Consider the following 15,022-nt stretch of genomic DNA (forward strand, 5'->3'; position numbering starts at 1 on the left):
TTTTGCTACATCTTATTAATTTATACCAATTTAAACATCTTAAAAATTAAGTTTTAATAAATAACAGATTTTATATTGAGGTGTTGGTTATGAATATTGCTAAAAATTTTTTATAAAATATTTATGGATTGTAAATTTTGTTATATTTATTGTTCTGATGTTTATGCTGGATTATGTCGATTTAAATAATGAGTATATATACAGTGTTGATAAATATTTATTTCTAATGGTTTTGCCGATAATTGATGAACTTAATGGAGGGACATTCATTGTCATACTCTTATTATATATGACATTTTCAATTTTGTATAAGATAAATTATAAATTTTTAATTATAAATTTATGCTATTTAATATTTCAATTATTAGTAATATTGTATCCAGTTGTATTCGGGAAAGTCGAATTATTAGGCTCTAAATCAATATTCTTGTTTATAATTATAATAATAATTCATTTTATTTTGATTTTTATTAATACATTTCTTATAAAATTTAATTATGATTGAATATTTTAAAAGGAGGAATTTTAATTTCTCCTTTTATATTGCAAAAAATGTGGTATAATAATCATATCTTTACACATTTTATGAAGATATATTTTTTATTGTGAGGGATTTTATGTTTGAACTTTTATCTCCGGCGGGTTCTATGGAATCCTTGAAAGCCGGAATTCAAAATGGAGCAGATGCTATTTATCTAGGTGGTAGCAGTTTTGGAGCAAGAGCTTCTGCAACAAATTTTGACAATGATGAGCTTATAGAAGCTGTAAAATATGCAAAACTTAGGAATGTATATATATTTGTTACTGTTAATACATCTATTAAAGAAACTGAAGTTGAAGAATTGATTTCTTATACAGATTTTTTATATAAAATTGGTGTGGATGCAATAATTTTATCCGATATTGGAGTTGCAGAAGTTTTAAGAAAAAGATATCCAAATATGGAACTTCATGCATCAACTCAAATATCTGCACATTCATTAAATGACGTTTTAGAATTAAAAAAAGTTGGATTTGATAGAGTAGTTCTTGCAAGAGAACTTAGTATAGAAGAGATTAAGGAAATCTGTGATAATGTTGATATAGATATTGAGGTATTTATTCACGGAGCTATCTGTGTAAGTTACTCAGGACAATGTCTTATGAGCTCAATGATTGGAGATCGTTCAGGAAACAGAGGTCGTTGTGCTCAACCTTGTAGACAAAGTTATAAATTGATTAACAAAACAACAGGAAAGGCAATTGATGTAAATGGAAGTTACTTATTGAGTCCAAAAGATTTATGTAGTATAGAAAATATCGAAAAAATATTAGATACGGGTGTTAAATCTTTAAAAATTGAAGGAAGAATGAAAAGACCAGAATATGTAGCAGTTGTTACATCAAGATACAGAAAAACTATAGACAATTACATAAATAATAAAATTACAGATGATAAAAAGGCTTTAAAAGAAGATTTAGAAGCTATTTTTAATAGAAAATTCACATCAGGATACCTTATGAGTAAAAACGGTTCTGATATTATTAATTTAGATAAGCCTAATAATGTTGGAGTTAAAGTAGGAGAAGTTTTAAATTTCAATACCAAAAAAAGAAATTGAAAATAATATTATCCGGTAAACTTTCAAAGGGAGACGGCATTAATTTAGGTGGAGGAAATATTGGTAGAATAATTAAAAATGGAGAAAGTTTTGACTTTGGAGTAGCTGGAGAAATAATAGAAATTGATTTCTTAAAAGATATAAAGCCAAAAACTCCAGTTTACAAAACTTCCGATAAATTACTAGTAGATAGTGCTAATAAATCATTTAGAGAAGGAATTGAAAATAAAAAAATAAATTTAAAATGTGAAATTTTTATAAAAGTTGGTGAAAAAGCAAGGTTTGTTTTAGAAAATATCGAAGTTTATTCAGATGAAAAAATAGAAAAATCAAAGAATAAAGAAGTTGAAATAGATAAGATTATTGAAAAATTATCTAAAACTGGAGGAACACCTTATATTTTTGTTTTTAAGAATATTTGTATCGATAAAGATGCCTTTATTCCGGTTTCAGTATTAAATAATATGAGAAGAAAAGCAGTTGAAAAATATGAGGAATATAAACTGAATTTTTCAACAAAAAGAATTATATGTCCTTCTCAAAATTTTAGTTATCAAAATGGTAAAAAGGTATTTAATAAAAAGATTACATTAAAAGTACGTAAAAATACTCAACTGGAAAAAATTATTGAAAATCCAAATATATCAGAATTTATAAAAGAAATTTACACTGAAGATTTTACTTTGCTTGAAAAATATTATAATAAATTTAAAACTATGGGGATAAATATAATTTACAGTGCTCCAGGTGTTATAAGAAACGAAGAGTATTCTCTATTAGAAAAATATTTATCCAAAATAAATGATGAAATTTTTAATAAAGTTCAAATATCAACTTGGGGTTCAAAAAACTTTTTTAAATCAAAATTTGGTACTAAAAAATTTAATATAGACACATATTTTAATATCTATAATTCATATTCATTGAAATTTTTTGAAAAATATTTTGATGCTGAAGATATAACAATTTCACAAGAAATAAATAAATTTGAAATAAAAAACTTGTTGGATAAGTCAAAAGAAAGAAATTCAAATGTCGATATGATTATTTATGGACATACAAGATCAATGCTTACAGAATATTGTGCAATGGGAGTTTTGACAAAAGATTGTCATAAAGATAGACGTTGTGCTGAATGTGCAAGAAGTGATTATGTTTTAAAAGATATGGAGAATAGAAAATTTAGACTATTTCAAGATATGTTTTGCAGAACTGAAATAAGAAATCATATTGCGCTGGATTTAAGAGAAAATATAAAAGAAATATTTGAATTGGGAGTTGACAGAGTAAGACTTGATTTTACTTATGAAGATTCTGATATGCTCTATAAAATTTTAAAAGAATGTATTGAATGTATAAAATATTCAAAAAAATAAAAGATACAAATGCTTTTAAAGGCCATTATATAAATTCAGTTAACTAATACAAAGGTAGTATTTTTAAAATTTTAAATACTACTTTTTTTATTGAATGATAACAAAACAATTAGTTACTTATAATATGGAAAACCGGTATTAAGTAAAAAGTAATATTTTAATAAAAATGGACTATGTTTTATGAAAAAATTTTTAAAACATTGAAAAATGGATAAATTTTTGATAAAATTAATGTCAAGGTGAAAAGTATACCTTTTTAAGATATGTTTTATAAAGTATGTAATTAAAGAATTTTGTGATTTTATAATAAAAATAGGGAAGTGTATATGAAAAAAGGAGATATTATTGTTATTTTTAGTTTGATTATTATTTTTTCTTTTCATTTGTATATATAAATAAAAGTTTTATAACAACTGAAGATAAATATATAAGTGTTCAAGTAAACGGAGAGGAAATTAAACAGATAACATTTGGCAACGAAAAGAAAGTTTACCCTATAAGAACATCTTTTGGAATTAATGTTTTAGAAGTTGACAATGACGGGGTTAGAGTTATTGAGGCAAATTGTCCTGATAAACTGGATGTTAAGTTTGGTAAAATTAGTAAAGTTGGACAGGCAATTATTTGTATGCCTAATAGATTGGTTATACAAATTAAATCAAGACAAAATAATGATTTGGATGTGGTAAATTAATGAATGTAAAAAAAGTTATTTTAATTTCTTTGTTTGTTTCAATTGCTTTAGTTGTATCTTTGCTTGAGTATTATATTCCAATACCCATTCCAAATGTAAGATTGGGCTTATCAAATGTAATAATTATAAACTCAATTATACTTTTCGGTTTTAAAGAAACATTTTTTATTTCGTTTTTAAAGGCGGTTTTATTGGTAATAATATTAGGTAATCCGGTAAGTTTTATATACAATTTTTCAGCGGGATTTACAAGCATTGTTACTATGTATATATCAAATAAGTTTTGTAGTAGATTTTTAAGTTTAATAGGAATAAGTGTTTTAGGGTCTGTTTCTCATGTTATGGTTCAAATATTAGTTTCTATGATACTTTTAAATACAAATACTTTGGTTAATTTTATTCCTTTCCTAGGTATAATAGGAATTTTTACCGGAATTTTAGTTGGGATTATTTCTAATTATATGTATAAAATTTTAAGAGGTAATTATGTCAAGCTATAATTATGAAGATTTTTTAAAAGATTTAAAAATATTTTTGAATGATGAGAAACTAAAAGATAAAAAAATATTTGAAAAAGAAATCAAAGAAGAAGGGTTGTCTTTTGTAGATAAAACTGTAAATGAAGTTAATAGTGTAAAAAATATAGAATATAAAGATATAGATACTTTTACTATTTCTATAAAAGAATTACAAGAAACTGATAAACCAAGAGAAAAACTTTATAAATTCGGATCTGAAAAATTAAGTGAATACGAGCTTATAGCAATTTTAATTCGTAGCGGATCAAAAAAAGAGGATGTTTTAACTCTTTCAAAGAAATTATGGCAATATATGAATAAATTTCATAGGATAAGTGAAATTACAATTAATGATTTGATGAAAATAGACGGAATAGGATTGTCTAAGGCATGTTCTATAATTTCTGCATTGGAGCTTTCTAAAAGACTGAATATGAGAGAATGTGTTGATAATTTTTCATTTTGTTCTCCAAAAAGTGTTGCAGATATTTTTATGAATATATTAAGGGATGAAATGAAAGAACATTTTTATGTTCTTTTGCTAGATACTAAGAATAAAATAATTTCTTGGGACGAAATATCAAAAGGTGATTTAAATTCATCAATAGTTCATCCTAGAGAAGTTTTTAAATATGCTTTGAAATACAGTGCAAACAGTATTATTTGTTTGCATAATCATCCAAGTGGAGATCCAACTCCAAGTTCTCAAGATATAGATATAACAAAAAGATTGGAAGAGGTCGGAGATTTGGTAGGAATAAGATTGTTGGATCATATTATAATCGGATATAATAAATATATAAGTTTAAAAGAAAAGGGATTAATGAGATAAGAGAGGTAGAAAAATGGGTTTTTCGTGGATTTTAGGGGAAGATTTAACTTTAGATTTAGGTACATCTAACACTCTGATATACTCAAAAAGAAAAGACGGTAAAGTTATTGAACCTTCTGTTGTTGCTGTCGATTTGAATAATTATGAAATAGTTGCAGTTGGGGAAAAGGCAAAAAGTATGGAGGGAAAAACTCCTGATAATATAATAACATTAGCACCTATTAAGGGAGGAAAAATAATAAACTTTGAGATTGCTCAAGTAATGCTTACAAATTTATTAAAAAAAGCAAAGTCAAGTTTTTCAATTTTTCATCCAAAGGTGCATATTGCAATATCAAGTGGAATTTCTGAAGTTGATAGAAGGGCTATTGAAGATTGTGTAATATATTCTGGAGCTAGAAGTGTTGAATTTATTCCCAGTGCAGTTGCATCTGCAATAGGAATGGGACTTCCTGCTTTAGATCCTTCAGGAAATATTGTTGTAAATATAGGTGGAGGAACTGTAGATGTTTCATTGGTTAGTTTAGGTGGGGTCGTTGCATCTAAATTTGTAGATATTGGGGGAGATTCTATTGATTATGATATCGTAAATATTGTTAAAAATAAATATGAGTTAATGATTGATAAAGAAACTGCCGAATTTATAAAAATAAATTTATCTTCATTTATTAGTAGTAATATCAGTAATAATCTATCAATTTTTGGCAGAGATATAAACAGTGGAATGCCAAGAAATGCTATGATATATGGTAAAGATATAACATCTTCATTATTTCCACTTTTTAATGCTGTATCTGATGCAATAAAAGTTATTTTGGAGAAAACACCACCTTCAATGGCAGGAAATGTTTTAAGAAATGGAATATTTTTAACTGGAGGTTGCTCAAAAATAAATGGTTGTGTTGAATATTTACAAAATGAGTTAAGAATAGGGATTAATGTGTCCGAAAGTCCACTGACTTGTACCTGTGAAGGAGCAAGTATTTTAACTAATAATATGAAAGGTAAAAGTAATAGGAGAAAGAATAATGAATAGATTTAGAAATATTAAATCCCGTAAAAAGAAAATCTCTTTTTTTACAACAGTAATAATTTTAAGTTCTATAATTTTTTTCAGTAACAATTCTTCTATTATGAATATAGGAGAAAATGCGATAGGGACTGTTACAAGTTCAATTTCAAGGATTGTATATTCTTCTATTGCAAGTTCAAAAGAAGTTTTTAAAAACATTTTTGGATCAAGAACTATTAGAGAAGAGAATGAAAAATTAAAAATTGAAAATGCAGAACTAAAAGAAAAGAATGTAAGTATGGAAAATATAATAGCAAAAGAAGATTTTTTGAAAAATGAATATAATTTGTATTTAAAAAACAAAGAAAATTTGTTGAGTGCTAATGTTATTGCTTTAGATAATAATAATTTGTTAATAAGATTTAATATTAATAAAGGAAGTAAAGATGGTGTAAAAGTTGGAGATATTATAGTACAGGGAACTGTTGGTGATAAAGAAAATACTTATATAACTGCTGTTGTAGGAAAAGTTGTAGAGGTTGGTTATAATTGGAGTAAAGTTTCAAGTTTACTGGATTCAACGAGTAATGTTTCTTTTAATGTCGTGAGAACCCAATCATATGGAGCTATAAATGGTCAAGAAAACAATTTTTTATCAGGTTTTATGTACAAATCGGATGCAGATGTTGTAGTCGGAGATAAGTTGGTTACTTCCGGTAGAGGCGGAGTTTTTCCCGGAAATTTATATATTGGAGAAGTTACAGAAGTAAAATCTTCAGATAATAATTTGGAAAAAAAGGTTAGTGTTAAATCTCCTGTTGATTTTACAACTTTATTCAGAGTATTTGTCTTAAAAGGAAATGGTGGAGCTAATGAATAGATTAAAAGTTGTATTGATGTTTTTTGCAAGTATAATGATACAAACAGCTATATTGCCAAATTTTAGTATATTTAACTCTAAAGCTAATATGAGTATAGCACTTGTTGTAGCGATAGCTATGAATTTTGGATCTTATGTTTCTGGATATTGTGGAATTGTACTTGGATTTTTTGAAGATATTCTATTTTCTAGAGTAATTGGAATAAGAGCGTTGATATATTATATGATAGGCTTCATAGTCGGGTATAGTGAAGATTCTATAAATAAAGGAGATATACGTTCAGGTTCTATAATTACTATTGTAGCAACATTATTTTATTGGATTATGAATACAATAATTTATATGTTTTTGGAAAATTCTTCTGTAAATGTTCTTATAAAATATTTAAAAGGTCCAATAGTTATAGAGTTGATTTTAAATGTTTTATTATATTTGGTATGTAATTATGCTTTGAAAAAAGTATTTAAAAAGAGAAAATTTAGATTTTAGTAGGTAATTATATGAAAATTTTTGATAAGAATAAATTAGAGAAAATTAATGATAGACAATTGAGATATAAGATAGTTTATTCTATTTTATTTTTTTTGATGGGTGCACTTGTTCTAAAATTATTCCATTTAACAATAATAAATGGAGATGATTATAGAAATAAAGCAGATAATAATAGACTTAAAGATGTAAAAATAACTGCTCCGAGAGGTAATATTTATGATAGAAACGGTAAATTATTAGCGGGAGTAAAAACAAGTCCGGCTGTTCAAATTTTAAAAGATGAGTTTAATAGATTGAGTAAAGATGAAAAGATTGAAAAAATTGAAGAATTAACTAAAATACTTAATAAAGATGGAGCGAGTTGGGATACTGATGATTATTTTTTAGGAATTAATTACTTTGTATATTCTTCAGATGTTGATTATTTCACAGAATTAAAATCTCCTAAAGAAAAAGTTTTGGATATAATTTTGGAAAACAAATTAGTCGAAGATATTTTAAAACTAAGAATTGAAAAAAATTCTTCTTCTAATTTTCCTACTATATCATAAAAAAAGTTATAAGAGATTTACAACTTAAAGGAATATATGTTCCAAGTGATTTCTTTGATGTAGATAGTGGAGACATCACCTTTACTAAAGGAGATAAATATAATGAATACGCAAAGGATAAAGATCTTTCTAAAGGGATTTATTCACATGTCGCAAATTTAGTAAAAGACGATAAGTCAATAATAAGAAAAATATTAGATCAACCTTTGGCTAGAAAATTGGTTTATGAGGAATTGAAAAGTAGAAACCTTTTGAAAAATATTGAATTAAGACCATTAGTAGATTTAAATAGATATAATTTGTTGTTAATAAAGTCGGAATTAAATAAACAGAATTCAAAAGTAACTTTGGAAACTGATGCAAAAGATGATTTTTATAATATGGTAAGAAAATTTACTATGGATAAATTATTGAGTTATGTTAAAGTTGATAAAAATGGAAATAAAGTAATTCCGGCAGAGGTTTTATTAAAAAAATTAGAAGAAAAGAATATAGATGCAAATGTTGAATATACTTTAGTTAAAGATGAAAAAGACAAAGAAACAGTACAATTTAATTATAAAGATAATGAGAAAAAAGATATTGAACCTTTAACTCATTTAATTTCTATTGCAGAAGAAAATAATCTACTTTATGATTTTGTTCTATCTGATGATATTAAGTTTGTTGCTCAAGAAGTAAATACTGAAAATAATATTATTTTAAGAATTTCTATAACGAGTAAATCATTTGACTATGTTTATAATATCAATAGGACAGAAATAAAAAATAGATATAAAATAAAAGAAGATTATACAGCTGAGAGCTTATTTTCAACATTAAAAAAGACATATTCTATTGATAATTTAGATGATTATATTGCATATAGTTATTTAGTTTTAAATAGAAAAGTTGAGTTGCAAGGTGATAAGGCATATATTCCTATTACTCTAACTTATGGAATATCTGAACCTTGTATATCTCATATAAAAGAAAAATTTGAAAATAATAATGGATTTACTGTTTCTATGGAGCCCATAAGATACTATCCTAATGGTGAATTAGCATCACATATCTTAGGATATATAGGGAAAATTTCACAACAGGATGAAATTGATAAATATACAAAAGATAAAGGATACTCATCAGATAGTTTTATTGGAAAAACTGGAGTTGAAGAAAGTCAAGAAGTTTCACTAAAAGGAAAAGATGGCTTTAAAAAAGTAATGGTGGATAATAGAGGAAATAGGACTGAAACAATTTCGGAAACTCAGGCAGTTCCGGGAAAAAATGTCTATTTGTCTATCGATTCGAATTTACAAAAAGTTGCTGAAGAGTCTTTAAAGAATACTTTGGAATCTATAAGAAATGGAAGTGAGTACAAGAGTAAATGGGGAAGCTATACACCGCATGAAAGACATAGAAATGCAACAAGTGGGGCGGTAGTAGTTCTTGATGTTAAAACTGGAAAAGTTTTAGCACTTGCAAGTTATCCGTCTTATGATCCAAATCTTTTTGTAACAGGTATTTCAAACAGCGATTGGATAAGTTTATTTCCTGAAGATCCAAGAGATTTTCTTGCTCCTAGACCGCTGTATAATATCGCAACACAAAGTGTTTCTCAACCTGGTTCTACATTCAAGCTCGCAAGTGCATTAACAGCCCTTGAAAAAGGATTAAATCCTAATGAAAATATTAATTGTCAAGGGATTATGGATGTTGGAGATACTAAATTTGGATGTTGGATATGGAATCAGTATCAAAGAACACATGGTAATGAAAATCTGAGAACGGCATTAAGAGATAGTTGTAACTATTATTTCTATGCTTTGGCTTTAGGAGAAAATCCTAAATCAAATAAGAAAACTGGAACAAAAATAACTATTGAAGATTTATCCAAAACTGTAAAGGAATTAGGTCTTGGAGAAAGAACAGGTATAGAAATTAATGTACCTAGAGAAAGCAAAGGGGTTGTACCAGATTCTAATACAAAAAAATCTTTAACGAAAATTATGTTAAAAAATAAATTGGAAAAAGAAATCGAAAAGTATATTTTAGATGATAAAAACAAGGAAGATTATGACTTTAATAAAATAATTGATACTATAGTAAATTGGACTGAAGAAGAATCAGTTCCATCAAGAACAGAAGTAATTAAAAGATTAAAACAAATGGAATTAAATGCTGAAGAACCAATTGGTAATTCAAAAGTTTCTTTAGCTGATATGATAAAATTCGACTATTTAAATCAAGCTTCTTGGTCTAATGCGGATTCATTAAATACTGTAATTGGACAAGGTCAAAATGCCTATACTCCAATTCAAATGGCAAGATATATGGCGATGATTTCTAATGGTGGTCAAAAAGTAAAAACTTCAGTAATTGAAAAGATTGTAAGTTATGATAATAAAACTGTTTCATTTCAAAACAATCCTGAAACTGAAAAATCAACTTTTAATCCTAAAAATTTGAAATATATTTTAGAAGGAATGAATATGGCTTCTAAAACTTCAGAAAATGCTAAAATCTTTAAAAATTTACCAATAGAAATCGGTATAAAAACAGGTACTGCACAAAAAAGTGGAACTAATCCGGTTACTGGTCAAGCGTATGATAACTATGCTTGGAATGTTTCATTTGCACCTTATAATAATCCTGAAATTGCTATAGCGACAGTAATATTTCAAGGTGGAGCTGGTGCTTTTTGTGGACCTATAGTAAGAGATATTGTTGGACAATATATTGATAATAAAGCTGAATCAGGTCAAAATATTCAATCAGATAAACAAAATGACAATAATTCAGAAAATAATGATAATTTAATAGGAGATTAGCATAAAAACTATTGAAATTTTAGTTATTATGATATATAATGTACTAGACTAAATAATTTAGGAGGTTTTATATGAAATTTAAAAAGGCTTTCGCAGCACTTTTAGTTGGTGCTATGATTTTAACAGGTTGTTCTTCTAAACCTAGTGAAAAAACAGAAGAAAATAAGGGAAATACTAAAAAACCAATCAAATATGCAATGGTAACTGACACTGGTGGTGTTAATGACCAATCATTTAACCAATCTGCTTATGAAGGATTAAAAGAATTACAAAAAGAAGGTATAATTGAAAAACCTATTTATGTTGAAAGTAAACAAGCTTCTGATTACAAAACAAATTTAGAAACTTTACTTGATGCTAAACATGATTTAATTGCAGGTATAGGTTTTGCATTAAAAAAAGATATTGAAGCGGCAGCAAAAGCTAATCCGGATCAAAAGTATGTAATTATTGACTCTGCTTTTGAAAATACTCCAAAGAACTTAATTGGAACAATTTTTGCAGATAATGAAAACTCATTTTTAGTTGGATATTTAGCTGGAGCATTAACTACTTCAAACAAAGTTGGTTTTATTGGTGGTATTACATCTCCATTAATCAAAAAATTTGAAGCAGGTTTTAGAGCCGGTGTTGAACAAGCAGCAAAAGACAACAATAAAAAAGTAGAAGTTGTTGCTCAATATGCTGAAAGTTTTGGAGATGCAACTAAAGGTAAAGCTATTGCAAATAGTATGTACTCTTCAGGGGTTGATATGATTTTCCACGCATCAGGTGGTACAGGTAATGGTGTTATCGAATCAGCAAAAGAAAATAAAAAATTTGTATTCGGTGTAGATAGAGATCAATCTTACTTAGCACCGGAATATGTTGTAGCTTCTACAATCAAAAAAGTAAATGAAGCTATTAAGAGCGTTGGTAAAGATTTATATGAAGGAAAATTCAGAGGTGGAGAAACTATTGAATTTTCACTTAAAACAAATGGTGTTGATGTTGCATATGGAAAAGAAGATCAATTAAAGATTAAAATTCCAAATGAATTAAAACAAAAAATTGAAGAATTAAAGAAGAGTATTGCTGAAGGTAAAATTACAGTACCAACAGAAGTAAAATAAATTATTAATTAAAAGGAAGCGAAAGCTTCCTTTTTCATTTAAAATAACTTTATTGATATTTACCTTTTGTTACTAATATTATATAATATTATTATTAAATAAAATTAAGGAGATTATCAAATGAAAAATGAATTAATTCTTGTTGTTGATTTTGGAGGACAATATAATCAATTAATTGCCAGAAGAGTAAGAGATCTTAATGTATATTGTGAAGTTATTCCTTACAATAAAGCAGTTAATGAAATAAAAATAAAAAACCAATTGGTATAATATTTACTGGTGGACCAAATAGTGTTTATGACGAAAATGCACCAAAAATTGAAAAAGAAATTTTTGAATTTAACATACCAATCTTAGGATTATGCTATGGTATGCAATTAATATCTCAAATATTTGGAGGTGTAGTAGAAAAAGCTGATAAAAAAGAATTTGGAAAAACTTTATGTATCAAAGATAAAAATTCAAAACTTATTTCAAATATGAAATCTGAAACAACAGTTTGGATGAGTCATCAAGACCAAGTTGTAAAACTTCCAGAAGGATTTGATTGTATTCAACATACTGATACATGTCCTTATGCCGGAATAGAAAATGAAGAAAAGAAAATTTATGCCGTTCAATATCACCCCGAAGTTAATCACTCAGAAGAAGGAAAAGAATTAATAAAATCATTCCTTTATGATATTTGTAATGCAAGTGGTGATTGGACAATGCAAAACTTTATGAATGAACAAATACAAAAAATAAAACAAACTGTTGGAGATAAAAAAGTTTTATTAGCTCTTTCAGGTGGAGTTGACTCTTCTGTTTGTGCATCATTACTTTCAAAAGCCATAGGAAGCCAATTGACTTGTGTTTTTGTGGATACTGGACTTATGAGAAAAAATGAAGGTGATGAGGTAGAAGAAGCTTTTAAAAATGATGAATTAAATTTTGTAAGAGTAAATGCAAAAGACAGATTTTTAGAAAAGTTAAAAGGAATAACAGATCCTGAGCAAAAAAGAAAAATAATCGGAGAAGAATTTATTAGAGTTTTCGAAGATGAAGCTAAAAAGATAGGTCAAGTAGATTACCTAGCACAAGGAACAATATATCCGGATGTTATTGAATCAGGACTTGGAGATGCAAAAGTTATAAAATCACATCACAATGTAGGTGGACTTCCGGATGTTGTAGATTTTAAAGATTTGATAGAACCTTTAAGAGATTTATTCAAAGATGAAGTTAGAAGATTAGGTTTAGAACTTAAAATGCCTGAATACTTAGTTTTCAGACAACCATTCCCGGGACCTGGCTTAGGAATAAGAGTAATGGGAGAAGTAACAGAAGAAAAATTGGAAATCTTAAGAAATGCCGATGCAATATTTAGAGAAGAAATAGCAAAAGCAGGAGAAGATAAAAATATAAGTCAATATTTTGCAGTTATTACAAACAACAAAACAGTTGGAGTAATGGGGGACTTTAGAACATATGATTACACTCTAGCATTAAGAGGAGTTACAACAACAGACTTTATGACAGCCGACTGGGCAAGAATTCCTTACGAAGTATTGGACAGAGTTTCCGTAAGAATAGTAAACGAAGTAGAAAATATTAACAGAATTGTCTATGACATAACAAGCAAACCACCAGCAACAATCGAGTGGGAATAATTATAATTAACTAAACAACATGAAAAGTAACTAATTGAATCAAAAGTTGAATTTTAATTTTGATTTGAACCCCTAAATTTGGACAAAGAATTTGGGGGTTTTTGTACCCTGGTCTCATATTAATTGTATCAGAATATGAGGGAAGCTTTAAAGATAAAACTGGATTTTATTTTAAAAGAAAATATGCTATAATATTGTGTAGAATTTCTATGCGAACAAATAGGAAAGAGGAGTGTTATGAAATTTTCATATAATAAACTATGGAAGTTGTTAATTGATAGGGATATGAATAAAGGAGATTTACAAAAATTGATAGAAACAGGACCGTCTACAATTTCAAGAATGGGACGTAATGAGCCTGTAAGACTTGAAATTTTAGGTAGAATATGTGAGAAGTTGGATTGCAATATAGAAGACATTATTGAATATGAAAGAGGAAGAAAAGATGTATAAATCGATTGATTTATTTGCAGGGATTGGAGGAATCAGGCTTGGATTTGACCAGGCATTCGGAAAAAATATCAAGACCGTTTTTATAAGCGAATGGGATGAAAAAGCGGTAGAAACTTATAAAGCAAATTTTAATGACAGTATCGATGTAGTTGGAGATATTACAAAAGTTGATGAAAAAGATATTCCAGATCACGATATATTACTTGCCGGCTTTCCTTGTCAGGCGTTTTCTCTTGCAGGACATAAAAGAGGGTTTGAGGATGCGAGAGGGACATTGTTTTTTGATGTTGCAAGGATTATAAAGGAACATAAACCGAAAATTGTATTTTGTGAGAATGTCAAAAACCTTGTCAACCATGATAGAGGGCGTACATTTCAGGTGATTAGAAATACTTTGGAAGAATTGGGATATGCGGTGTTTTATCAAGTTTTAAACAGTAAGGATTTCGGAGTTCCACAAAACAGAGAAAGGATATATATTGTAGCATTCAGGAATGATATAGCACCTTCGGATTTTGTATTCCCTCAAAAAACCGATGATACAAAAGTTATAAAAGATATTGTTGAAGAAAAGGAAGTGTCTTCAAAATATTATTTATCTACCGCTTATTTAACTTCGTTAAAAAGGCACAAAGAGAGACATGTTTCAAAGGGAAACGGATTCGGATATGAAATTAGAGAACTTGATTCCGTGGCAGGTGCTATTGTCTGTGGAGGTATGGGAAGAGAAAGAAATCTTATAATTGATAAACGTTTAACTGATTTTACACCTGTTACTCATATAAAAGGCGAGGTTAATAGAGAGTATATTCGAAAGATGACTCCGAGAGAATGGGCAAGACTTCAGGGATTCCCAAATGATTTTAAGTTGGTAGTTGCCGATACACATTTGTATAAACAATTCGGTAATTCGGTAACCGTACCGGTTATACGTGCAATTGCCGAACAGATAAAGGTACAACTTGAAAAGGGAAAGACGGAAACAATAAAAAGAGAAGAAATATTTGAACAGGTCGCTGTTGCATGGAGGTAATT

At 27.7% G+C, this 15,022-nt stretch carries 13 protein-coding genes and 1 pseudogene; all 14 read left to right on the plus strand.

Annotation, left to right across the window (positions count from 1 at the left end):
- Nucleotides 1-617: 617 nt before the first annotated feature.
- The 14 genes and pseudogenes from HMPREF9127_RS04275 (at nt 618) to HMPREF9127_RS04335 (ending at nt 15,020) form a co-directional block, all read left to right on the plus strand.
- Entirely contained in the window at nt 618-1,601 is a 984-nt protein-coding gene (locus tag HMPREF9127_RS04275; RefSeq protein WP_009447859.1) for a peptidase U32 family protein, read from the plus strand.
- Nucleotides 1,598-2,977, plus strand: a complete 1,380-nt coding sequence (locus tag HMPREF9127_RS04280; RefSeq protein ID WP_009447736.1) for a U32 family peptidase — start codon at nt 1,598-1,600, stop codon at nt 2,975-2,977. The genes HMPREF9127_RS04275 and HMPREF9127_RS04280 overlap by 4 nt, the downstream gene beginning before the upstream one ends.
- Nucleotides 2,978-3,404: 427 nt before the next feature.
- Complete coding sequence (locus HMPREF9127_RS07775) at nt 3,405-3,671, plus strand: NusG domain II-containing protein (protein ID WP_255261709.1); 267 nt, start codon at nt 3,405-3,407, stop codon at nt 3,669-3,671.
- A complete protein-coding gene (locus HMPREF9127_RS04285; protein WP_009448428.1) occupies nt 3,671-4,171 on the plus strand; it encodes a Gx transporter family protein in 501 nt (166 codons plus the stop codon). Before HMPREF9127_RS07775 ends, HMPREF9127_RS04285 begins: the two co-directional genes overlap by 1 nt.
- A complete protein-coding gene (gene radC / locus HMPREF9127_RS04290) occupies nt 4,158-5,021 on the plus strand; it encodes a RadC family protein (RefSeq protein ID WP_009448311.1) in 864 nt (287 codons plus the stop codon). Before HMPREF9127_RS04285 ends, radC begins: the two co-directional genes overlap by 14 nt.
- Nucleotides 5,022-5,034: 13 nt before the next feature.
- On the plus strand, nt 5,035-6,057 hold the full coding sequence (mreB, locus tag HMPREF9127_RS04295) for a rod shape-determining protein (RefSeq protein ID WP_009448217.1): 1,023 nt from the start codon (nt 5,035-5,037) through the stop codon (nt 6,055-6,057).
- Nucleotides 6,050-6,913, plus strand: coding sequence for a rod shape-determining protein MreC (gene mreC / locus HMPREF9127_RS04300; protein ID WP_009448064.1), 864 nt, complete (start codon nt 6,050-6,052; stop codon nt 6,911-6,913). The genes mreB and mreC overlap by 8 nt, the downstream gene beginning before the upstream one ends.
- Nucleotides 6,906-7,403 (plus strand): rod shape-determining protein MreD, encoded by a 498-nt coding sequence (gene mreD, locus HMPREF9127_RS04305; RefSeq protein WP_009448456.1) that lies wholly within the window; start codon nt 6,906-6,908, stop codon nt 7,401-7,403. The genes mreC and mreD overlap by 8 nt, the downstream gene beginning before the upstream one ends.
- Before the next feature lie 11 nt (nt 7,404-7,414).
- Complete coding sequence (locus tag HMPREF9127_RS04310; protein WP_009447761.1) at nt 7,415-7,957, plus strand: penicillin-binding protein; 543 nt, start codon at nt 7,415-7,417, stop codon at nt 7,955-7,957.
- A 206-nt stretch (nt 7,958-8,163) separates the two neighbouring features.
- Nucleotides 8,164-10,770: a penicillin-binding transpeptidase domain-containing protein gene (locus HMPREF9127_RS04315; protein WP_009447822.1), complete on the plus strand. Its 2,607-nt coding sequence runs from the start codon at nt 8,164-8,166 to the stop codon at nt 10,768-10,770.
- Nucleotides 10,771-10,841: 71 nt separating this feature from the next.
- Nucleotides 10,842-11,882, plus strand: coding sequence for a BMP family ABC transporter substrate-binding protein (locus HMPREF9127_RS04320; RefSeq protein ID WP_009447814.1), 1,041 nt, complete (start codon nt 10,842-10,844; stop codon nt 11,880-11,882).
- 120 nt (nt 11,883-12,002) lie between these two features.
- Nucleotides 12,003-13,534: pseudogene (gene guaA, locus HMPREF9127_RS04325) on the plus strand (glutamine-hydrolyzing GMP synthase).
- Nucleotides 13,535-13,771: 237 nt separating this feature from the next.
- The gene (locus HMPREF9127_RS04330; RefSeq protein ID WP_009448049.1) at nt 13,772-13,987 is read left to right on the plus strand and encodes a helix-turn-helix domain-containing protein; all 216 of its coding nucleotides are present in this window, start codon (nt 13,772-13,774) and stop codon (nt 13,985-13,987) included.
- On the plus strand, nt 13,962-15,020 hold the full coding sequence (locus HMPREF9127_RS04335) for a DNA cytosine methyltransferase (RefSeq protein WP_255261687.1): 1,059 nt from the start codon (nt 13,962-13,964) through the stop codon (nt 15,018-15,020). Before HMPREF9127_RS04330 ends, HMPREF9127_RS04335 begins: the two co-directional genes overlap by 26 nt.
- Nucleotides 15,021-15,022: the final 2 nt, after the last annotated feature.

The sequence above is a fragment of the Parvimonas sp. oral taxon 393 str. F0440 genome (genome assembly GCA_000223315.2).
In the GTDB taxonomy this organism is placed as follows: Bacteria; Bacillota; Clostridia; order Tissierellales; family Peptoniphilaceae; genus Parvimonas.